General features: G+C 58.5%; 21 protein-coding genes and 1 tRNA gene. 6 read left to right on the plus strand and 16 right to left on the minus strand.

The genetic code is table 11. The features are described from left to right. Window positions 1-71: 71 nt before the first annotated feature. From PSEBG33_RS13865 to PSEBG33_RS13860, 3 genes are all read right to left on the minus strand, one after another. Window positions 72-1,520 (minus strand): serralysin family metalloprotease, encoded by a 1,449-nt coding sequence (locus PSEBG33_RS13865; RefSeq protein ID WP_032803527.1) that lies wholly within the window; start codon window positions 1,518-1,520, stop codon window positions 72-74. A gap of 659 nt (window positions 1,521-2,179) precedes the next feature. Further along, window positions 2,180-2,458 (minus strand): hypothetical protein, encoded by a 279-nt coding sequence (locus PSEBG33_RS28755; RefSeq protein ID WP_078821311.1) that lies wholly within the window; start codon window positions 2,456-2,458, stop codon window positions 2,180-2,182. Window positions 2,459-2,961: 503 nt separating this feature from the next. Next, window positions 2,962-3,048 (minus strand) — tRNA-Leu (locus PSEBG33_RS13860). Window positions 3,049-3,272: 224 nt separating this feature from the next. Between PSEBG33_RS13860 and PSEBG33_RS13855 the strand changes: the two genes are divergently transcribed. Beyond that, the gene (locus PSEBG33_RS13855; RefSeq protein WP_005788147.1) at window positions 3,273-3,749 is read left to right on the plus strand and encodes a hypothetical protein; all 477 of its coding nucleotides are present in this window, start codon (window positions 3,273-3,275) and stop codon (window positions 3,747-3,749) included. Window positions 3,750-3,863: 114 nt separating this feature from the next. Here the strand turns inward: PSEBG33_RS13855 and PSEBG33_RS13850 are convergent, their stop codons facing one another. Next, window positions 3,864-4,391 carry a DinB family protein gene (locus tag PSEBG33_RS13850; protein WP_005788149.1) on the minus strand — a complete coding sequence of 176 codons (528 nt, stop codon included), beginning with the start codon at window positions 4,389-4,391 and terminating at the stop codon, window positions 3,864-3,866. A gap of 125 nt (window positions 4,392-4,516) precedes the next feature. Here PSEBG33_RS13850 and PSEBG33_RS13845 point away from each other — a divergent pair, with 125 nt between their 5' ends. Further along, on the plus strand, window positions 4,517-5,221 hold the full coding sequence (locus tag PSEBG33_RS13845; RefSeq protein WP_005788151.1) for a tellurite resistance TerB family protein: 705 nt from the start codon (window positions 4,517-4,519) through the stop codon (window positions 5,219-5,221). On the opposite strand, the gene PSEBG33_RS13840 is transcribed toward PSEBG33_RS13845, so the two are convergent. The 8 genes from PSEBG33_RS13840 to PSEBG33_RS13805 form a co-directional block, all read right to left on the minus strand. Further along, the gene (locus tag PSEBG33_RS13840; protein ID WP_005788153.1) at window positions 5,218-6,039 is read right to left on the minus strand and encodes a hypothetical protein; all 822 of its coding nucleotides are present in this window, start codon (window positions 6,037-6,039) and stop codon (window positions 5,218-5,220) included. The two genes, PSEBG33_RS13845 and PSEBG33_RS13840, sit on opposite strands and share 4 nt — an antisense overlap. An 18-nt stretch (window positions 6,040-6,057) precedes the next feature. Further along, complete coding sequence (locus tag PSEBG33_RS13835; RefSeq protein WP_005788155.1) at window positions 6,058-6,405, minus strand: DUF2493 domain-containing protein; 348 nt, start codon at window positions 6,403-6,405, stop codon at window positions 6,058-6,060. 63 nt (window positions 6,406-6,468) lie between these two features. Further along, a complete protein-coding gene (gene mgtA / locus PSEBG33_RS13830) occupies window positions 6,469-9,183 on the minus strand; it encodes a magnesium-translocating P-type ATPase (RefSeq protein ID WP_005788157.1) in 2,715 nt (904 codons plus the stop codon). Window positions 9,184-9,418: 235 nt separating this feature from the next. Next, window positions 9,419-9,712 (minus strand): hypothetical protein, encoded by a 294-nt coding sequence (locus tag PSEBG33_RS13825; protein ID WP_005788159.1) that lies wholly within the window; start codon window positions 9,710-9,712, stop codon window positions 9,419-9,421. Between the two features lie 318 nt (window positions 9,713-10,030). Beyond that, window positions 10,031-10,642 carry a LysE family transporter gene (locus tag PSEBG33_RS13820; RefSeq protein ID WP_005788161.1) on the minus strand — a complete coding sequence of 204 codons (612 nt, stop codon included), beginning with the start codon at window positions 10,640-10,642 and terminating at the stop codon, window positions 10,031-10,033. A 148-nt stretch (window positions 10,643-10,790) separates the two neighbouring features. Beyond that, complete coding sequence (locus PSEBG33_RS13815) at window positions 10,791-11,282, minus strand: arsenate reductase ArsC (protein WP_005788163.1); 492 nt, start codon at window positions 11,280-11,282, stop codon at window positions 10,791-10,793. 11 nt (window positions 11,283-11,293) lie between these two features. After that, complete coding sequence (locus PSEBG33_RS13810) at window positions 11,294-12,577, minus strand: arsenic transporter (RefSeq protein WP_005788165.1); 1,284 nt, start codon at window positions 12,575-12,577, stop codon at window positions 11,294-11,296. A 19-nt stretch (window positions 12,578-12,596) separates the two neighbouring features. Continuing rightward, window positions 12,597-12,953, minus strand: a complete 357-nt coding sequence (locus tag PSEBG33_RS13805) for a metalloregulator ArsR/SmtB family transcription factor (protein WP_005788167.1) — start codon at window positions 12,951-12,953, stop codon at window positions 12,597-12,599. A 175-nt stretch (window positions 12,954-13,128) separates the two neighbouring features. Between PSEBG33_RS13805 and PSEBG33_RS13800 the strand changes: the two genes are divergently transcribed. The 4 genes from PSEBG33_RS13800 to PSEBG33_RS13785 all read left to right on the plus strand — a co-directional run bounded on the left by PSEBG33_RS13800 (window position 13,129) and on the right by PSEBG33_RS13785 (window position 14,945). Continuing rightward, window positions 13,129-13,344 (plus strand): hypothetical protein, encoded by a 216-nt coding sequence (locus PSEBG33_RS13800; protein ID WP_005788169.1) that lies wholly within the window; start codon window positions 13,129-13,131, stop codon window positions 13,342-13,344. Between the two features lie 71 nt (window positions 13,345-13,415). Continuing rightward, complete coding sequence (locus PSEBG33_RS13795; protein ID WP_005788171.1) at window positions 13,416-14,111, plus strand: AzlC family ABC transporter permease; 696 nt, start codon at window positions 13,416-13,418, stop codon at window positions 14,109-14,111. Then, the gene (locus tag PSEBG33_RS13790) at window positions 14,108-14,419 is read left to right on the plus strand and encodes an AzlD domain-containing protein (protein WP_005788173.1); all 312 of its coding nucleotides are present in this window, start codon (window positions 14,108-14,110) and stop codon (window positions 14,417-14,419) included. Before PSEBG33_RS13795 ends, PSEBG33_RS13790 begins: the two co-directional genes overlap by 4 nt. 172 nt (window positions 14,420-14,591) lie before the next feature. Continuing rightward, window positions 14,592-14,945, plus strand: a complete 354-nt coding sequence (locus tag PSEBG33_RS13785; RefSeq protein ID WP_005788175.1) for a hypothetical protein — start codon at window positions 14,592-14,594, stop codon at window positions 14,943-14,945. Between the two features lie 148 nt (window positions 14,946-15,093). On the opposite strand, the gene PSEBG33_RS13780 is transcribed toward PSEBG33_RS13785, so the two are convergent. The 4 genes from PSEBG33_RS13780 to modC form a co-directional block, all read right to left on the minus strand. Next, window positions 15,094-15,798, minus strand: coding sequence for a YoaK family protein (locus PSEBG33_RS13780; protein WP_005788178.1), 705 nt, complete (start codon window positions 15,796-15,798; stop codon window positions 15,094-15,096). 69 nt (window positions 15,799-15,867) lie between these two features. Further along, on the minus strand, window positions 15,868-17,502 hold the full coding sequence (locus tag PSEBG33_RS13775; protein WP_005788180.1) for an ABC-F family ATP-binding cassette domain-containing protein: 1,635 nt from the start codon (window positions 17,500-17,502) through the stop codon (window positions 15,868-15,870). 124 nt (window positions 17,503-17,626) lie between these two features. Then, on the minus strand, window positions 17,627-18,676 hold the full coding sequence (locus PSEBG33_RS13770; RefSeq protein WP_005788182.1) for a DNA topoisomerase IB: 1,050 nt from the start codon (window positions 18,674-18,676) through the stop codon (window positions 17,627-17,629). Between the two features lie 74 nt (window positions 18,677-18,750). Then, window positions 18,751-19,830 carry a molybdenum ABC transporter ATP-binding protein gene (gene modC, locus PSEBG33_RS13765; RefSeq protein ID WP_005788184.1) on the minus strand — a complete coding sequence of 360 codons (1,080 nt, stop codon included), beginning with the start codon at window positions 19,828-19,830 and terminating at the stop codon, window positions 18,751-18,753. Window positions 19,831-19,834 lie beyond the last annotated feature (4 nt).

The following is a 19,834-nucleotide window of genomic DNA, read 5'->3' on the forward strand; positions in this document are numbered from 1 at the left end:
TAGAGCTGAGTATTTGATCGTGAGCTCCTTTCCAATCACTGAGCGCGGCGCACGAAGCGCCGCGCTTTGTATCACGCCACGATGTCGCTGACGGCTGCCTGGCCGACGGTGGTGACGAGGAAATCCGCCACACCGTGCCCGGAGAAGTCCACGGCCAAGGTGCCCAGGTTGGTACCCGAGGCATAGTTCAGCACAGCATCGCCGGCATGGCCGGTAAATGCATTGACGAAGCTCAAGCCCGCACCTTTGGTGATGCCCGACAGGTCGATCTTGTCGGAGCCCGAGGTGAAGTCAAAGATCTTGTCCGCAGCGCGTGGCGTGGAATCGGAACTGGCACCGTACACGAACGTGTCGTTGCCGGCGCCGCCCCACAATTGGTCTGCGCCGCCACCTCCGTAGATGAGGTCGTTACCGGCTCCGCCTTTGATAAGGTTGGCGACCTGGTTACCAATGATCAGGTCGTTGCCCGAACCGCCGAATGCGTTCTCGATGGTAACGCCCTTGGCGATCGACACGTTGCCCACCAGGCCGCCCACATCAGAAAACGAGGTGGCAGTAAGGTTGATCTTCTGGTTTTGAGTGAAACCGGAGAAGTCCAGAGTGTCTTTGCCGCCGCCGTCCCATACCGAAAACACCAGCTTGTCGGCATCGGATGTGGCAGTGAGGAAATCGCGCCCGGTATTGGAGTTGAATCCGTAGGTCGTGTCACCGGCGCGAGTACTGTAGTTGGCACCGTAGAGCTTCTGGATCGCGGCGATGTCGTCGATCAGCGGGCCCGCAGCATAGGCTTCGACACCACCTTTACTGAAGTTCTGGTTGGTGTTGCTCTCGCTCCAGTAACTCATCACGGAGTAAGCATGTGTATCTTCGGCATATTTCGCATCCGAATACGACGGTTGACCCACACTGGCGTCGTACGAACCTGGATGCTGCAGTCCAAGCGTGTGACCAATTTCATGGGTCAAGGTTTGACGACCATAATTGCCGTTTGCCGGTGTTAAATTTTCTTGATAGTTTTGATTGGTATAAAACAACGCATCGCTATTTCCGCTGTTATTAGGGTAGAAGGCGAAAGCTGACCTGGCACCTCCATGCTGCAGGTCATTACTATAATTGCCCAGTGATATATGTGCGTCGCCTCCGCTTCTGGATTCGATGAATGAAATGTTGGCGACGTCCGACCAGGATTGGAACGAAAGGGCTGCCTGGGATCTCTGTTGAGCGTTGAATGCGCTGAATCCAGACACATTCTCGGAGGCGTATGCTTGACTTTCTGAAGTCAGAAAGCTGTAGGTGAAGTTGTATTTCCCATTGTGGTCGTTGTCACCCCAATAGTAACCTCCTCGAGTTATTTCATCCGCGGCCTGCGCAATAGTGTAAGACGGCTTGCCCTGTGAGGAATTAAATCCTCCTCGATCATAGGTATGTGAAAAATTATAGAGTGCCTGGTAATCTTCACTTGTTCGGAGCTGTGCCGAAGTGGTGAGTGGGCTAACAAGATTTTTCGCCAAGATAGTCATACGAGTACATTCCTTCGTGTCCATTGATTTGAAGTGTTATATGCTTATCACGTTTTCGTTGCCTTCTTGTTGTGGTAGTCATTTATAAAGGACTTATGGGTTTAGTGTTATTTAAAAATTAAATATGGTATATAGCTTGTTGATATATTCTTAAAAATTATTAAGACAACCTTGGGTTGGTGAGTCAATTGACTGATTTTATTGCGGGCCGGTAATTCACGGTTCTAAAGGTGCATTCAAGAGACGGCTAAGTAGTGTGGTGGCGTATTGATGGCTCGCCCTCAATATGTTGATCACGGCCAGACCCCTTCTCATGCTGACTCGGTCAGTTAGCCGGTCAGTGTGTAGAGATCGGTCATGCAGCTGTCTTCTGCCTGGCATTGCTCTCGCTTCGAGATAACAACGAAAGCGAACGAACGATTTGATCTCACTCGCCCGTAGATTGCTCTTGCAAAAAACCTTGGCCTCCACTCTTAAAAACCCCGTAGATTGACATCTACGGAGTTTTTTGCAGATGGGGGAACTATAGAAGCACTAAAATACTGAAGAGGACGTGCCAATACTTACTAATGTGTCGGGTTGGCAACTCCGACCCGGGCATGAATTTTCTCGGCCGTCTCCTGTTTTGAGTGACCTCTACATGCGTTTATCGACACACATCAGGCATTTACAGACGTTAGTGGGCTAATAGATTGGCCGTGATCTTTGACACGGTCATCCTCGATAACGATTTTGCTGCTGGAAGAAATGTAGTACTCGTTTGTCTTTGCTAGACCTTGGACGACCATTAAATAGCCTCTTGAATCGCTGCGCGTCCACGTGTCGCTATTACCTTGCTCTATTGGGTAGTAGTCCTCACTGGGGTTTGTATCAGTATGCCATGCACTTACTGCAACTTTGACAATTCTGCTTGCGCCGTTTGTAATTGTGATAGCCATATTTGCATTCCTTTTGGATTTTAAATTCCATGAGTTGGCTCCCTATTTAAAATAAAGCTGCAGACTTGCCACTGCTACAGAAAATCCGTAGTTAGGTTAACTCGCTGGCGCCCTATTCAATTGATACTGGAGTCCAGCTCAATACTGGACTCCAAGTAAAATGCAATGTGTTGCATGAGTTTATTGTTCTACCTGCTTCCGCAGTCAAGCCTACAGACGGGAAAATGCAAGGTGTTATTACCTTGCCAATGCGTCGATTCCGACGAGTGGTTAAATAGGTTTTTGAAATAATTGTTATTCACTCGAGTTCTTTCGCATAGGCCCATTGCCTAGTATTCAATCTGGAGTGAATAAGCACTCTAGCCCTCGCTGCTTCCACCCGGCTCGACAACTCCATGATGGAAGTTTCTAGAGCCAGTTGGTTTTCGTAGAGCTTGGAGAGAATTGCGGAGCAGAAAGGATAAGGGCCTGCTCAGGTTTCCCTGGCAAGCCCTTGATATCTATGGTGCCCGAACCCGGAATCGAACCGGGACGCCCTTACGAGCGGGGGATTTTAAGTCCCATGCGTCTACCAGTTTCGCCATTCGGGCGGTAGCGCGGTGTAGCAGGGTTGGGAATATATAGATCCTGTCGCTTCGGCGCAACCTCGAAGCGCGCTTTCCTGCATAAAGATACCGATGAAAAAGTGTGGCAGATCAGTGATCTACAGGGCCTTGGGGTTAAGTCCTGATGAATGCTTGCGCCGCAGGAACAAGCCTCATAAATGACAGTCATAGCGACATGCCATCCCGGCAAATCGCAAAGGAGTCAGTTGATGCTCAGTGTCCGTAGGCGTTCTTGGATGATGGCTGCAGGCGTGGTGGGGCTGTTGGGTGCGGCGATAGCTGGCCCGGCGCAGGCGGCGAGTTCGGTGCGGTGGGGAGAGTTCAGTGCATCGTCGACAGACAGATTGACGGGCGCCTCGGTAGAGGCGGGCAATACCTATGTGTTGAAGTCGTCGAGTATTTCCGTCGGCGATATCGAGGCGTTGCAAGCGGCGCAAAAGCGTAGCGAAAGCGAGCTGCAAAGCCTGAAAACCAAAATGGATGATCAGGATCGTGCATTTGACGAGTTCAAGCGTAAAGACGGGTCGAGTTCCAGCAGCAGTGATAGCCAGTTGTCGAGTCTCAAGCGCACGGTGGATGAGCAGAAAAATACGATAGATCGGCAGAAAGACGAAATCGCCGGCCTCAAGCGCGGCCTGGATGATTTGAAGCGCAGTGTGGAGACGTTGAGCAGCAAGGTGAAGTAAAGGAGAGGGCTTGCTCGGGAAAGCTGTGCTTCAGTAACTGGCTCAGTGCCTGACGTACTGCATTCGCGAGCAAGCCCGCTCCCACAAGATTTGTGTTATGCGCTGTGCCCGCGTTCAGTCAATCAGTGCCAGCAGGTCGGTAGTACCTACGTCCACGCCAGCCTGGGTCAGCAGTGTTGTCACCTGGCCCCGGTGGTGGGTCTGGTGGTTGAAAAAGTGCACCAGCAGGCCGAAGAAGGGCTTCTCACCTGCCACGCCGCGCATGTTGTGGTAGCGCAGGCGCTGGTCCAGATCAGACTCCTGCAGCGTGTTGGCCCAATCAATGATCAATTGATCCAGCCAGGCGCGATGGGCTGACAGTTCACTCAAGTTGGCAAAGGCCAATTGCTTGAGATCCACCGGTGTAGGGATGTCACTCAACGGTGCCAACGCGCGAAAGCCCGCCGGATGTTCGGCAAAGCGCTTGAGCCAGACTGTGTCGCCCAGCGTCAGGTGGTTCAAGGTGCCGAGGATCGAGCCGAAAAACGCCTGGCGATCCACTGTCAACTCCGCGTCGGTCAAGGTGCCGGCGGCGGCGTAGACCTTACGGTTCATCCATTGATTGTAGTGGGCCATCAACCCAATATGCTCGATACGGTTCACCGCGGTTCTCCCTTGACGGCATGGTGGCGACATCATAAAGCTTGCCCGCCCGGCGGTCATGGTGTTCCATCGCAGGCGAACTATGTTTGATAAACGCCATTATTGCGCCCCGGGAGGGCGACACCATGAATACCAGCGATCTACTGGAACAACTGTGGCGAGCAGGGCAGCAAAGCGGCGGCGCTTCGGGCGGCGGCCTGGGCGGATTGCTTGGAGGTTTGTTGAAAAACGCCGGTACCGGCAATGCATCAGCCGGTGGCGGCTTGGGTGGTTTACTGGGTGGCCTGGGTGGCCTGGGTGGCTTGTTGGGCGGCGCTCCGGCAGGCGGCACGACCCAGACGCGTAGCAGCGGCGGAATGAATTACGCGGCGCTGGCATCTCTCGGCATGGCCGCATTCCAGGCGTATCAAGCGTGGCAACGTCAGCAGGCGACTGCGCCGCAGCAAGCCATCCAGACCGTTGACCAGCTTGAAGGGCCTGAAGCCGAAGCCCATAGCCACGGCGTACTGCGTGCAATGATCGCAGCAGCCAAGGCGGACGGCAGGATCGATGAGCAAGAGAAAAAGATGATCTCTACCGAGATCGGCCGTCATACCGACGATCCACAACTGCAGCAGTGGCTCGACGCCGAAGTCGCCAAGCCACTGGATGCCGCAGATTTCGCTGAATATGCCAAGGACCCAGCAATCGCTTCGGAGATTTACCTGGCCAGCGTCCTGCTGGTCAATGATCAGCAGGACGCCGAGCGCAACTACCTGGACGATCTGGCCGGGCAGCTGCAAATCGACCCGCAGTTGCAGGTCCACCTGGAGCAACAGGCCAAGGCCTAGAACCTGAAAGTCGCCCCAGTGGTCAGCCACTGGGCACGGTCCCCAGTCAAACTGCGCCCGACCACCAGGTCCACGTCGACAAACTTGCCGACGTGGAATCTCGGCCCCGCCTGCCATGCTTGTTCACCGCCTTCCTGGCCATAGCGTTCGCCAATCAACGTCAACACCTGCGCAAGCTGGTATTCGAAACCCATACCCCAGGTCAGGCGGTGCTGTTGCGCGCCGTCGTTATAGGCATGGTTCCAGCCGGCATTCAGGTTCAGGCGCAGTGCATCCATGGCCTGCCACGTTAACGGCAGGTTGAAGTCAGCGCCGTCGAATGCGTGCTGGCGATCGAGGGCAATGTGTGCCCCGGCGGCGACTGCCAACTCCAGCCCCAGGTCTTCTCGTGACAACAGCTGCGCCTTCACCTGTGGGCTGACTTGCGTTTCGCCCTTTCCCGCGTCAGTGGCCCGCGATAACGCCGCGCCCCACTGCACCCATGGCATACCGCTGAGCGTGCAGGCCGGGGACAAGGTTTCGTTGTGCGTACTGCCTGCGTGCCGATTGGCGGTGTGCCAGGCGTCGATGTTGCATTCGCCTGGCGCATTGATCGCGCCATCATCTACCACGTAGGCGCCGCCGGCAGCATTCGCCTTGGAAACCAGGGCGAGGATTAACAGCGTGCCCAGCGTCACGCCGATAAAGATCAGGTTGCGCTGCAAGGCGCGGCGCTTGGCCGGTGGCAAGAGCAGCAGGGTGGGACGCGCCCTGCGCAAATGGCGCGCGCGATATTTGGCAAACCCGTCCGTGTGCTTCGGGTTGTGTGGGTTGTGCATGATGCACCTCGCTTGAATTCAGCTTTCTACGGTCAGCACCGAAATGCCGCTGGCTTTGGCCTGGCAGACCAGCTCCGAGGTATCGTCACCGCCGGGCAGGGCGATGATCAGGTCGGGGCGGCTGTCGGCCAGCATGAAGTGGTTGCGCTGGCGTTCCGCCTGCTTGCCGTGGCGCTGCCAATTGGGTGGGTAGCGCACCACGTCGATACCGATTTCCCGCGCCCATTCCTCGATCTCGCTGCCGAGGAACTGGTTGCCGCCGTGGATCAACACCTGCACTGGGTGCAGGCGGTGGTAAGCGTCCAGCACGTGGCGGGACTTTTTGGTGTCGGCGTAATGACGACCTGCACAGATCAAGACGCGCATAGGGAGCATCCTTGTATTGCACGGCGGCGGCCGGGCGACCACCACCGTTTGAATGGCGGGGGATCAGTACCACTGCTTGAAGCGGCGGATGTAGATCGTTTTCATCAGTTGAGCGACGCAGCAGTAAGCCAGCAGGGTGCCTACCAACCATGGGAAGTACGCCATCGGCAGCGGTTGCAGACCCACCAGGGTGCCCAGCGGCGAGAACGGCACGTAGATGCCCAGGGCGATCACGATGCAGGTCATCATCAACACCGGCCAGGCGGCCGTGCTCTGGAAGAACGGAATCTTGCGGGTGCGCAGCATATGCACCACCAGGGTTTGCGAGAGCAGCCCTTCGATAAACCAACCTGATTGGAACAGCGTCTGCATTTCCACATTGTTGGCCGAGAACACGTACCACATCAGGGCAAAGGTGGTGATGTCGAAGATTGATGAGGTCGGCCCGATCCAGATCATGAAGCGGCCGATGTTTTTCGCATCCCACTTGCGCGGTTTGGCGAGGTATTCCTTGTCCATCTTGTCCCACGGCAGAGCCAGTTGGGAGATGTCGTACATCAGGTTCTGCAGCAACAGGTGGATCGCCAGCATCGGCATGAACGGAATGAACGCACTGGCTACCAGCACCGAGAACACGTTGCCGAAGTTGGAGCTGGCGGTCATGTTCAGGTACTTCATGATATTGCCGAAGGTTTCGCGGCCCTTGAGCACGCCTTCTTCCAGCACCATCAAGCTCTTTTCCAGCAGGATGATGTCGGCCGACTCCTTGGCGATATCCGTGCCGCTGTCCACCGAAATACCCACGTCGGCATCCCGTAGCGCCGGTGCATCGTTGATGCCGTCGCCGAGAAAGCCCACCGTATGGCCGTTGGCTTGCAGCGCCTTGAGCACACGGGATTTTTGCAGTGGCGTCAGCTTGGCGAACACCGTGCGTTCTTCCACGCGGCGCAGCAGGGTGGCGTCGTCCATGGCTTCGATTTCCACGCCCAGCAGCGGCTGGCCGGGTTCGAGGCCAACCTGGCGGCAGATCTTGCTGGTGACCACCGCGTTGTCGCCGGTCAACACTTTGACCGCCACGCCAATCTGTTGCAGCGCGGCAATTGCCGGGCCCGCGGTTTCCTTCGGCGGGTCGAGGAAGGTCAGGAAGCCCTGGATCACCAGGTTGCGTTCATCGGCAGTGGTGTATTGCTGACGCGCCAATGCCTTGGGGATATGGCGGGTTGCGACCACCAGTACCCGGAAACCGTCTTCGTTGTAGTCGTTGGCAATCGCCAGCAGTGCCTCGCGACGGCGATCGTCCAGAGGCACGGCGGCGCCGTCTTCCAGGGTGTGGGTCGAGATGCTCAGCATCTCTTCCACGGCCCCTTTGCACACCAGCAACTGGTCATCGGCGGCATCCTTGACCACGATCGACAGGCGACGGCGTACAAAGTCGAAGGGCAATTCATCGACCTTGCTGTAGGCAAATGGCATCTGGAACTTGGGGTTTTGCGCCGAGAACTGCACCACGGCCTGGTCCATCAGGTTCTTCATGCCGCTCTGGTGAAAGCTGTTGAGCCAGGCCAGGGACAGCACCGCGTCGTCGCGCTGGCCGAAGGCGTTGACGTGATGCTCAAGGATGATCTTGTCCTGGGTCAGGGTGCCGGTCTTGTCGGTGCACAGCACATCCATTGAACCGAAGTTCTGGATCGCGTTGAGGCGCTTGACCACCACTTTGCGCTTGGCCATGGCTGTAGCGCCTTTGGCCAGGTTGGCACTGACGATCATCGGCAGCATTTCCGGGGTCAGGCCGACGGCCACCGCCAGGGCAAACAGGAAGGCATCGCCCCAGTCCCCCTTGGAGAAGCCATTGAGGAAGAACACGATCGGCACCATCACCAACATGAAGCGGATCAGCAGCCAACTGACACTGTTCACGCCACGGTCGAAGGCGGTTTGCACCCGCGAGCCGACAATCGCCTTGGCCAGGGAGCCGAAGTAAGTGCGCGGTCCGGTAGCCACCACCACCGCCTTGGCGCGGCCGCTCACCACGTTGGTGCCCATGAAGCAGATGTTCGGCAGGTCCAGTAGATTGCCTTGGTCGGCGGCGAGGTTGGAGGCGGATTTTTGCGTGACATCGCCCAGGGTGTCGTACTTCTCCACCGGCAAGGCTTCACCGGTCAGCACGGCCTGGCTGATAAACAGGTCGCGGGACTCGATCAGGCGGATGTCGGCGGGGATCATGTCGCCTGCCGACAACTGCACGATATCGCCGGCCACCAGATCGCGCATCGGCACTTCGCGCAAGGTGGGCTGGGCGCCGACCTGTTCGCGACGTAGCACGGTGGCGGTAGTGCGTACCATCGCCTTCAGGGCCTCGGCGGATTTGGCCGAACGGTGTTCCTGCCAGAAGCGCAGCAGGCTGCTGAGCAACACCATGGTCATGATGATGATGACTTTGGTCAGATCGACTTCTTCACCTGCCTGCAGTGGCAACCAATAGTCGGTGACAAAGCTGATGCCGGCCAGGGTCAACAGCACGTAGATGAACGGGTTGTTCAGTGCCTGCAGGAACTGGACGATGGCGTGTGGCGGCTTGTCATGGGCGACTTCGTTATAGCCTTCCCGTTGCAGGCGGGCCGAGGCGTCCAGTTCGGTCAGACCGTCCTGGGTGGCTCGTACATTGGCGAGGGTGGCCGCCAGCCCATTCTGGGCTTCACGGGCGGCGCGCATCGACAGCTTGGTGTCGGCAGCGGTGCCATTTTTCTTGTGCAGAGGCGTGTTTTTTACGGCGCTCATTGTCTGTACTCCTGTCGCCAATTCTCGACAAAACATACCCGGTACTTACCTGCATACAGGCGAGCGAAAGCATGCCGAGCCGCGGACTTCGCGATCGGTTTAAATAAAGTGTTCAGGTAACTTCTACAATGCCCGCTAACAGCGCATTAATTAACTTGCGCGCAGCGGGCTCCTACTGGACTTGTTCATAAAGAACTCCAGGGCATCAATAAGAAAGTTGTTGTTTCCAGCCAGGTCAGGCGGCGCGAGCGCTCACGTAAAGACCGAGCATCAAGCTGGCTTGCGCCAGGCGGGAAACCTTGGGTCTCTGTGGGTCTTGAGGGTCGGCGTGATCCCAGTGCTGCACCAGTTGGCCGCTGTCAGGGCAGATACGCCAGTGCGCCAGCGGCGGTACCGGGCGTACTTGGGAGGAGGGTGCAGCAAAGGCCGGGCGGGTTGGCATGAAGCCCACGGGCTCGCGGCACAGCTTGGCGCGCAAGGCTGCGGCCAGTGTAGGTACATCGGGTAAAGCAATGAGTTGGAAGGTCATAACACACCTCGGGACCGGACACGCGACCGGTGAGGCAGTTACGGTGGAGCATCAAGCTCTAGCGCAGCTTACCGGACCTGGAAGGCGAGTCCTGTCATATTCTGGGTTTGGCGCCCGATGCCCGCAGAGGCGGTGCTCGGACAGCGACTAGATACTGTGTCCATTGGCTTCTTTTGTGAGGTTTAAAAAAGGCCCCAGTTGCGGGCACGGGCAATCTACTCAGAGCGTTACAGAATGTCAACGCATGATTAACTAAATTAGTCCGCGTTCAGAGTTTGTTCAGACAAGAGGCATGTTCAAGTTACTGGCCAGATAACTTTATATACCTTGCGCGGCGAGTATCGCCAGATAGATCAATACTAAACCGCACGCTGCATAACTCACGCGTTGCCAGGTCGGTGATGCGTTCTTGCGCAGCAGATTCACCAACGCGGCGGTGAGAAAACACGAGAGCACCGACGCCAGCATGAATCCGGCAAAAAACGTCAGGGTCTGCCCCTGGCTGGGGGTTGCGCCGACGATGCCCGACAGGGCGCTGCCCAGGGCGCCCCAGTAGACAATATTCTTCGGGTTGGCCAGAGAGATCGCCGCGCCTACGGCCAACGCATTTTTGCCTGAGCTGGCAGGGACGTTGTCGGTTGCGGGTAACTGCCAGGCATCAATCAGGCTGCGGATGCCCAGCCAGGCCAGGTACAGCGCACAGACGATCGTCAGTGGCACTCGCACCGCATCATGCTGAATCAGCAGTGCGATACCGGTGAGGCCGATCACCGCCCAGACGGCATCGCCTACGAGGGAACCAAACTGCACCATCAGGGCCGGTGTGAAACCATGGAGCAAGCCGCGACGCAAAGTCTCTGCCAGCACCGCGCCAGGAGACAGGCAAAACACAAAACCGAATACCAGCGCATAGACAAAGATCGACAGCATGCCCGTGTCCTTTCGAGAAAGTGCGAAAGCATACGTCAGCGCAGGGTTAAGAAACCATGCAGATTTGAATGGTCCACGATCCAAATGTGGGAGGGGGCTTGCCCCCGATAGCAGTGTGTCAGTCAGCTCATCTGTAGCTGACCCTCCGCTATCGGGAGCAAGCCCCCTCCCACATTGAGGCTATACGCTCAAGTTCAGCCTTCAATTCATCCGGCGATAAATGTGCAAAGGGCAGCGCAAAAAACGCTTCGCAGCGTGCGGCGATAATGTCGAGGGTGGCCTTGAATGCAGTGTCTACTTGCGCCTCATCACCCTGCACCTCGGAAGGGTCTGCCAAGCCCCAATGCGCCTTCAGCGCCGGGCCGAAATACACCGGGCACGCTTCACCGGCTGCTTTATCGCACACCGTGATGACCACATCCGGCGGGCTGACTTCAAAGGCGTCATTGCCCTTGCTGTACAAACCTTCGGTGCTGATGCCGGCTGCCTGCAGCGTGCTCAGGCTGCGGGGCAAAACCTGGCCCTTGGGGAAACTACCGGAGCTGATCGCTTCGAAGCCCTCAGGCGCCATGTGATTGAACATCGCTTCGGACAAGATGCTACGGCAACTGTTGGCGGTACACATGAACAGCACTTTCATTGCAGGCTCCTTTAAACGCTCAGGCGCAAGGCGAGGGCAGCGAGGGTGATCAACAGCACCGGCAAAGTCAGCACGATCCCGACCTTGAAGTAGTAACCCCAAGTGATAGTGATGCCTTTGCGTGCCAGGATATGCAGCCACAGCAAGGTGGCCAAACTGCCTATGGGGGTGATTTTTGGGCCCAGGTCGCTGCCGATCACATTGGCGTAGATCATTGCGTCCTTGACCACGCCCACAGCATGGCTGGACTCGATGGAGAGTGCGCCGATCAGCACCGTCGGCAGGTTATTCATCGCCGATGAGAGCAGTGCCGTCAGCACCCCGGTGCCCATAGCCGCGCCCCACACACCATAGGTGGCGAAAGTGTCGAGCCAGGTCGCCAGGTAGTCGGTCAGGCCGGCGTTACGCAGCCCATACACCACCAGGTACATGCCCAGGGAAAAGATCACGATCTGCCAGGGCGCTTCCTTGAGGACTTTACGTGTGGAAATCTTGTGGCCCTTGGCGGCAATCACCAGCAGCAGTACGGCGCAGACGGCGGAAATCGCACTGATGGGAATGCCCAGCGGTTCCAGGGCGAAACAGCCGATGAGCAGAATACCCAGTACCCACCAACCGGCGCGGAACGTCGCGGGGTCATGGATGGCACTGGCGGGCTCTTCCAGGTCGGCCGGGTCGTAGGTCTGGGGAATGTCCCGGCGAAAAAACCACAACAGCACTGCCAGGGTTGCGGCCACACTGACCAGGTTCACCGGCACCATCACGGCGGCATATTCGTTGAAGCCGATCTTGAAGTAGTCCGCCGAGACGATGTTTACCAGGTTCGACACCACCAATGGCAGGCTCGCCGTATCGGCGATAAACCCGGCGCCCATGACGAATGCCAGGGTCGCCGCCGGTGAAAAACGCAGGGCCAGCAGCATCGACATCACGATGGGCGTGAGAATCAACGCCGCACCGTCATTGGCGAACAGCGCCGACACCAGCGCACCGAGCAGCACCATATAGGCAAACAACCGCCGTCCGCGGCCACGGCCCCAACGCGCCACATGCAGGGCGGTCCAGGCAAAGAAGCCGGCTTCGTCCAGCAACAGGCTGATGATGATCAGCGCGACGAAGGTACCGGTGGCATTCCAGATGATGTGCCACACCACCGGGATGTCCGCCAGGCTGATCACCCCGCAACCCAGGGCCAGCATTGCGCCCAGGCTGGCACTCCAACCCACGCCAAGGCCCTTGGGCTGCCAGATGACCAGTACGATGGTGACGAGGAAAATCGCAATTGCGACAAGCATGAATAAACGCTCCGATGGCTTAGCAGCAGGTGCTGGCCCGTTGTGGTCTGTCGCCCATTGCATCCAGACGCAGCGCGTCGTTCTGCAACCATGGCTGGTTGGCTTGCAGGGTGGTGTCCAGCACCTGTGTGACCCAGGCGGGCAGTGCCGGGTTGATGCGGTAGTAGATCCATTGCCCTTGACGGCGGTCCAGCAGCAGCCCGCAACTGCGCAGTTGCGCCAGATGACGGGATATCTTCGGCTGGCTATCGTCCAAGGCATGGATCAGTTCGCATACGCAAAGTTCGCCTTCGCGCAGGATCAATAGGGTCATCCGAGCGCGGGTGGCATCAGCCAGGCACTTGAACAGGCTGGGAGGAGAGAGGAGATCCGACATGATCAGGGTATCCATATATGGTTATTCGAATATACGTATTTCCATATGTTTCGGTCAAATCCGGTTTCAGTTGATATGGATCAAATGCCCGTGAAACAGCCACAACTGTTTGAAATTAAAATGAAACACAAAGGTCTTACAGTGCCTGCTCATTGCTCATGAAGGAAGAACCCGCGTGACCCGTGCCACTCGCAACCTGCGCAAGACCCTGGATTCCGTCGCGGAAAATAACGAAACCGCGGCGTTCGACCTGATGCGCGCCGTGGAAAAACTCGGTGACGAAGTGCTGCGCCAGCGCCTGCTCAACACCATCCACCGGCTGAACCAGGACGCGTACGAACTGCGTGAAGCGCGGGATTCGGTGGAGCAGGTTTCGGTGAGGCTCGCCTGAGCAAGATCGTTCAAGACAAGCCCCTGATTGCACTGGCATGCTTGTCGACTGTCCGTCGATGAGCCGTTTCCATGCCCACTGCATTACCTCATTACGCCTTCACTCGCGGCGCCATCGCCGTTATTCCCTTGTCTCTTGCCTGCGCCCCGTGGGGGTTGCTCGCCGGCTCCATGGCCATCGATGCGCAATTTACCCCGCTGCAAGCCCAAGGCTTGTCTGCCATCGTGTTTGCCGGTGCGGCGCAGTTGGTGGCCATCGGCATGGTCAAGAGCGGTGCCAGCCTGATATCCATCGTACTCACCACTTTGTTACTGACCTCCCAGCATCTGCTCTATGGCATGCACATGCGTCCCACGTTGTCGTCGCTCAATGTCCGGTGGCGCATGAGCCTGGGTTTCCTGCTGACCGATGAATTCTTTGCCCTGGTCAACCACTATGACCGCCAGACCTTCAATCGCTGGTACGCATTGGGCGTCGGCCTGACGTTTTACATCATCTGGAACCTGTTCACCCTGGCCGGCATTGTGTTGGGCAAAAGCATTCCGGGCCTTGATCAGTTGGGGCTGGAGTTTTCCATTGCCGCAACCTTTATCGCCCTGATCACTCCGGTGGTGCGCGATGTGCCGACCGTGGTGTGCGTCGCGGTCTCGCTGCTGTGTTCGGTGTGGTTGAGTTATTTGCACTGGGAGTCGGCGGTGGTGGTTTCGGGTGTACTGGGGATGAGCGCAGGTTTTGCCTGCAAGCGATTGGGAGTTGGGCAGCGATGATTTACCTGATGATTGTGGCCATGGGCCTTGTGGTGTTTTTCAACCGCTACCTGTTTATCGAGCCACGTTTGCCGGTGAGGCTTAATCGTGGCGCCCGTGAGTTCCTGGGCTTTGCCGTGCCGGGGATGCTTACGGCGATCTGCGGGCCGATTATTTTCCTGGCAGATCATCGGCTCAACCTGAGCCCGAGCAACCCTTACTTGCTCGCAGGTATCTGCGCCGTGGCCTTGATGTTCTGGACGCGCAGTGTGCTGATCACTGTGCTGTTGAGCATGGCGCTGTTCTATCTGTTTCGCTGGTGGTTCTGACGCCAGGGCAAAAAAAAGCCCGCGGGAGGGCGGGCAGAAGGGAGACTTCCAAAAAATGAGCTTGGCCACTATAGACGGCGGGTTGGCCCGTCACAGTGAAACAAAGTTCATGGGCGCGTCAGTTGGCCGCGGCACAGTGGTAGAGTCACGGTTTTTCCAAGGAAGCACAGGCATGTTCAAGATGGTAATCGGTGCATTGGTACTGGCCGCACTGGCCGGTTGCGCGGGCTCGAAGATGAAAGAGGCGCGTGCAGGCAGCCCCTATAAAACCCTGGCATCGGACAAGGCCACCCTGGTGGTCGCCCAGTGCATTCAGTTCGGCTGGCAGGATGAGCGCGTGTTCGGCGTTGATGCCGGCGGTTTCAAAGAGCCCACCGAGGCAGGTGGCTACACCGTCTACACCACGGCCGGCGACTACTTTGTTGACATACAAAGCACAGGAGCGGGTTCTACCGTCAAATACTATGCCGTGGAGGACAACATGCCAGCCAAACGTCGCCTGGCAGCGCTTGCCACTTGTCTGTAATACCTTGCCTTAACCCGATTCCGAAACGCCTGGCGGGACAGCCGCCGGGCATTGCCTTATGATTCAATCGCTCGCTCGACGTGATGGCTCTTTACCGGTACACGGATGTCGAGGCTTAAACGTCGAGCGAGCACCTCTTTGTTCAACCTCAACGCGGCATAAAACCCAAGTGCCAGCGCCGCGGAATCATCAATGTCGCCAGCCCCAATAACCCCGCCAATGCACCACTGACCCACAGTGCGCGCAGTCCCATTTGCTGCTCCAGCAGTGCGCCGATCACGGCACCGACAAACATTCCGGCCCACGGAATCAATTGCACGCGCCAACCATTGCGACGCTCGCCCATTACCCAGCGCCCCAGCCCGCGACCAAAGCGTGAGAGCGCCCCGGTGACGTAAGTGAGCCCCACGGGTAATCCGTTCACTTCTTCGACCGCCGCGTTGAGCATGCCCATGGCAATAATTGCCGCGAGCAACGCGGGCAAGGTGTCGGTTGCCGGCAACAGCGCCGCGCCGCAGAGCAAGGCGCCGATGCACAGCAACAACGGCAGTGCGTGGCGCTTGCTGAAACGGCTGACCACTACACCCAAGGCATTACCGACCACAAAGGTGGCAACCAGCAACACCAGACGCCCGGTGAGCCCCAGGTCACCCGCGCTGATGGCCACCGCCAGGCGCGTGGTGTTGCCGCTCATGAACGAGACGAAATCGCCGCTGGCCATAAAGCCAATGGCATCGGTCATGCCCGCCAGCACTGACAGGCAGGCCACCAGCATCAAGCCCACGCGGCCACGCCAGCGCTGGCGATGGGCGAGCGTGGCATTGGTGTAAGGCTTGCGGGACGAAGGCAGCATGGGGCTGGTTTCCACGATGAGATTATTCGGCCACTACCGTAGGACGCTTTGCGTGTATGCGCAATGACCTCAGGCACGTTCCAGTTGCCAGCCTGTGGGGTGCCAGGTCAGATGATGAGTCGGCTCGATCGCCTGCAAGAATGCAGGGTCGTGTGACACGGCCAGCATCGCGCCGGTAAATCCCTTCAAGGCCTGCTCAAAGGCAAGCACCGACTCCAGGTCCAAGTGGTTGGTGGGTTCATCCAGGAGCAACAATTGCGCCGGTGTATCACGCCACAAGGCAACGGCCATGGCGGCTTTCAAGCGCTCGCCACCGCTGAGTTGCCCGGTCGGCCGCGTGACCCGCGAAGCATCCAGCTGCAGCAGCGCCAGGCGCGTGCGCAGTTCGGCTTCGGCCAACGGCGTGTCGAGCAGGTTGAGCTGCTCGACAATGCTGCACCGGTCATCCAGCAACGCCAGCTGCTGATCGATATAAGCGCTGGGCACCGCCACTGTGCACTCGCCACTGACCGCCTGCCACTGGCCTGCAAGTAATTTGAGCAGGGTGGATTTACCGCAACCGTTCGGCCCGCGTACGGCAACGCGTGCGGCCCCCGACAGGCTGATCGTCAGGTAGGTGCCCGACGCCTTGGGGTCGAGCCAGGGCAATTGCGCATGTTCCAGCGTCAGGACCTGCCGGCCGTTGGGTACTGCCGAGCCTGGCAAGGCGAGCAGGGTCGGCGTCTCATCCACTACGCGCGCGTAGGCTTGGCGTACCTGGGCGTCGAGTTGCTGTTTGTGATCGTGGTGGGCACTGCGCACCGTGCTGACGACTTCCTTGGCAGCGCTTTTCCAGCGGGCTTTGGTAAAACGGTCGACGTTGGCGGTCTCGGCCTGCTTGCGTGAGCGCGCAGCATGACGCTGGAGGTTGTCATGGTCTTTTTGCAAGCGCCGACGCTCACGGCTACGTTCCTGGCGCGCATGTTCCCATGCGGCGATAGCGGCGTGCTGTTGGGTATCGCGTTGCTGTCGATAGGCAGCGTAGTTGCCGCCATACACCTGAACGCCAAGGGGCGATAATTCGATGATGCGCGCCATGGTGTCGAGTAATTGGCGGTCATGACTGACCACCACCAGGCCGCCGCGCCAATCAGCCAGTTCTCGCAACAGCCACTCGCGCCCGGCGCTGTCGAGGTGGTTGCTGGGTTCGTCCAGAATCAACAACTGCGGCGCCGCCAACAGCGCTCCGATCAGCGCGACCCTGGCCAGTTGGCCGCCGCTGAGTCGGTCGGCTTGAGTGTCGGTGGCAAGTGTTGGCAAGCCTGCGGCATCCAATGCCAGGCGCAGGCGCTCTGCGAGGTCCCAGCGATCATCGATCAGTTCCAGATCGCCCAGGCGGCCGTCGCCGCGCGCCATACGCTCCAGGGCGGCCAGCGCAGGGGCGGTGCCAGTGATATGGGCGACAGTTTCTCCCGCTTGAATCGTCAACGCCTGGGGCACATAGATCAGGCTGAGTGGTCTTTTCAATGTGCCTGAAGACGGTTGCAGGATGCCGGCCATCAACTTCGCCAGGATACTTTTGCCACGGCCATTGCGCCCGACGATGCCGGTGTGGGTGCAATCAATGGACAGGTTCACGTCCTCCAGCAAGGTTTCGCCATTGGCGAACTGGAAAGACACATGTTGCAGGGAAACAAGAACGGGCAGCCGGTTGACGTCAGTCATCAGCACCTCCAAAAAAATGTCGAACAGGCCAACAAGCGCGCCAGGCGGCTCGTTGCGGATACATTCTGGAAGGCTTAGTTGTTCACGTCGGCGCTCGTCCCGTAAATCAGAAGGGGCGCAAAGGCTACCCCACCTTGGCTTTGTGCGGCAAGTCTTCGGCCAGCTTCTCCAGGAACATCGCCAGGGCGACTTCCTCGGCTTTCAGACCCTTGCGCACTCGTGGCTTGGGCAGTTTCGACAGTTCACCGAGGCTGAAATGCTCAAGCACCGCGGGGTGGATGTAGCACTTGCGGCACACGGCGGGCGTGTTGCCCAACTGCCTGGCCACGTCCTTGACCATTCCTACCACGTGCCGCTTGGCGTCTGACTCCGGCTGCCACGCCAACTCGCGCAACACCGCCAATGCCATCGCCGTGCCCGCCCAGGTGCGGTAGTCCTTGGCGGTGAAGTCTTCGCCGGTGAGTTCGTGCAGGTAAGCGTTGACGTCATGGGAACTGACGGTGTGGCGTTCACCGTCTTCGTCCAGGTACTGGAACAGGTTCTGCCCGGGCAATTCCATGCAGCGCTTGACCACGCGGGCCAGGCGTCGGTCCTTGACGCTCACTTGGTGCTCGACACCGCTTTTGCCGCGAAACTGAAACTGGATTTCGCTGCCCTTGATGTCCACGTGGCGATTGCGCAGGGTGGTCAGGCCGTAGGATTTATTCTCGCGGGCGTATTGGGTATTGCCGACGCGGATCAGCGTGGCGTCCAGCAACGTCACCACCGTGGCCAGCACCTTTTCGCGGGTAAAGCCGGGCTCGGCGATTTGGGCTTCCAGCTGTTTGCGCAATTTTGGCAAGGCGCTGCCGAATGCCTGCAACCGCGAATACTTGTCGCTGTCACGCACTTCGCGCCAGCGTGGGTGGTAACGGTATTGCTTACGGCCACGGGCGTCGCGGCCGGTGGCTTGCAGATGGCCGCGCGGGTCGGCGCAGATCCACACATCGGTGTAGGCGGGCGGTACCGCCAGCGCGTTCAGACGTTTGATTTCATCAGCATCGGTAATGCGCTGGCCTTTTGCGTCCAGGTATTGAAACTTGCCCCGCAGCTTTTTACGGCGGATTCCAGGCTGGGTGTCATCCACATAATGCAGGTCACGGGGCAGGTCGGCGGGCAACGAAGAGTCGGGCATGGTGCGGGTTCCTTGGCAACAAATCAGGCCGGTATGTCTGATTGACCGCAGCGTTTTGCGGTCGTGCCAATTGCTTAAGCCAGCACCGCCACCGCCTTGATTTGCGCCCACAGCACCTGGCCCGGATGCAGTTGCAGCTGGTCGCGGGAGAAACGTGTGATACGTGCCAGCAATGGTGTGCCGCCGGCATCCAGGCGTACCAGAACATGGGCGCTGTTATCCGCCCCCATGTCCTGGATGACCGTTACGGGCAAACGATTGAGGATGCTGCTGTGTTCGTCCGCTTGCAGGTTGAGGCTCACATCCCGTGCCTGGATCTTGACCCGCAACGGTTTACCCACCGCCACCGGCGCATGGGCCACGCGAATCTGCAATCGGCAGTCAGGCAGTTGCAGGGTGAGCAACTGATAGTGCGCGTCGTAGGCAATGACGCTGCCGGCGATCACCACGCCGGCATCGTCGCCCAGGGCCAGGGGCAAATCGAGACGCGCCAGGGTTTCGCCGATGGGGCCGCTGGCCAGGGCCTTGCCGTCGCTGAGCAGGACGATATGGTCGGCCAGCCGGGCGACTTCGTCCTGGGCATGGCTGACGTAGAGCACCGGGATATCCAGCTCGTCGTGCAGGCGTTCCAGGTAGGGCAATATTTCGCTTTTGCGCTGGCTGTCCAAGGCCGCCAGCGGTTCATCCATCAATAACAACTTGGGGCTGGTGAGCAAGGCGCGGGCGATGCCGATGCGCTGGCGCTCGCCGCCGGACAAGTGTTGCGGGTGACGCTCAAGCAAGTGCCCGATGCCCAACAGCTCGGTGGCCTGAGCCATGTCCACACGCCGTTGCGGGCGTGGAATACGCTTGAGACCGAATTCCAGATTGGCGCGCACCGACAGGTGAGCAAACAGGCTTGCCTCTTGGAATACATACCCCAAGGCGCGTTTATGCGGTGGTACGAACAGCCCGTTGCGGCTGTCTTGCCAGACCTCATCATTGATCTGTACAAAACCCTCCTCGGCGCGCTCCAAACCGGCTATACACCGCAGGCAAGTGGTCTTGCCGGAGCCGGACTGCCCATATAACGCGGTCACCCCACGCCCCGGCAATTGCAGGTCCACGTCCAGCGCGAAGGCGGAATATTTCAAGTTCAGACGTATATCAATCATCGCG

It is taken from the genome of Pseudomonas synxantha BG33R (genome assembly GCF_000263715.2).
In the GTDB taxonomy this organism is placed as follows: Bacteria; Pseudomonadota; Gammaproteobacteria; order Pseudomonadales; family Pseudomonadaceae; genus Aquipseudomonas; species Aquipseudomonas synxantha_A.

What these genes read in the sequence shown, in the direction of transcription:
- PSEBG33_RS13865 (WP_032803527.1), bottom strand. Translation starts at nt 1,520, where the DNA reads ATGACTATCTTGGCGAAAAATCTTGTTAGCCCACTCACCACTTCGGCA.
- PSEBG33_RS28755 (WP_078821311.1), bottom strand. Translation starts at nt 2,458, where the DNA reads ATGGCTATCACAATTACAAACGGCGCAAGCAGAATTGTCAAAGTTGCA.
- PSEBG33_RS13855 (WP_005788147.1), top strand. Translation starts at nt 3,273, where the DNA reads ATGCTCAGTGTCCGTAGGCGTTCTTGGATGATGGCTGCAGGCGTGGTG.
- PSEBG33_RS13845 (WP_005788151.1), top strand. Translation starts at nt 4,517, where the DNA reads ATGAATACCAGCGATCTACTGGAACAACTGTGGCGAGCAGGGCAGCAA.
- PSEBG33_RS13840 (WP_005788153.1), bottom strand. Translation starts at nt 6,039, where the DNA reads ATGCACAACCCACACAACCCGAAGCACACGGACGGGTTTGCCAAATAT.
- PSEBG33_RS13835 (WP_005788155.1), bottom strand. Translation starts at nt 6,405, where the DNA reads ATGCGCGTCTTGATCTGTGCAGGTCGTCATTACGCCGACACCAAAAAG.
- mgtA (WP_005788157.1), bottom strand. Translation starts at nt 9,183, where the DNA reads ATGAGCGCCGTAAAAAACACGCCTCTGCACAAGAAAAATGGCACCGCT.
- PSEBG33_RS13825 (WP_005788159.1), bottom strand. Translation starts at nt 9,712, where the DNA reads ATGACCTTCCAACTCATTGCTTTACCCGATGTACCTACACTGGCCGCA.
- PSEBG33_RS13820 (WP_005788161.1), bottom strand. Translation starts at nt 10,642, where the DNA reads ATGCTGTCGATCTTTGTCTATGCGCTGGTATTCGGTTTTGTGTTTTGC.
- PSEBG33_RS13815 (WP_005788163.1), bottom strand. Translation starts at nt 11,282, where the DNA reads ATGAAAGTGCTGTTCATGTGTACCGCCAACAGTTGCCGTAGCATCTTG.
- PSEBG33_RS13810 (WP_005788165.1), bottom strand. Translation starts at nt 12,577, where the DNA reads ATGCTTGTCGCAATTGCGATTTTCCTCGTCACCATCGTACTGGTCATC.
- PSEBG33_RS13805 (WP_005788167.1), bottom strand. Translation starts at nt 12,953, where the DNA reads ATGTCGGATCTCCTCTCTCCTCCCAGCCTGTTCAAGTGCCTGGCTGAT.
- PSEBG33_RS13795 (WP_005788171.1), top strand. Translation starts at nt 13,416, where the DNA reads ATGCCCACTGCATTACCTCATTACGCCTTCACTCGCGGCGCCATCGCC.
- PSEBG33_RS13790 (WP_005788173.1), top strand. Translation starts at nt 14,108, where the DNA reads ATGATTTACCTGATGATTGTGGCCATGGGCCTTGTGGTGTTTTTCAAC.
- PSEBG33_RS13785 (WP_005788175.1), top strand. Translation starts at nt 14,592, where the DNA reads ATGTTCAAGATGGTAATCGGTGCATTGGTACTGGCCGCACTGGCCGGT.
- PSEBG33_RS13780 (WP_005788178.1), bottom strand. Translation starts at nt 15,798, where the DNA reads ATGCTGCCTTCGTCCCGCAAGCCTTACACCAATGCCACGCTCGCCCAT.
- PSEBG33_RS13775 (WP_005788180.1), bottom strand. Translation starts at nt 17,502, where the DNA reads ATGACTGACGTCAACCGGCTGCCCGTTCTTGTTTCCCTGCAACATGTG.
- PSEBG33_RS13770 (WP_005788182.1), bottom strand. Translation starts at nt 18,676, where the DNA reads ATGCCCGACTCTTCGTTGCCCGCCGACCTGCCCCGTGACCTGCATTAT.
- modC (WP_005788184.1), bottom strand. Translation starts at nt 19,830, where the DNA reads ATGATTGATATACGTCTGAACTTGAAATATTCCGCCTTCGCGCTGGAC.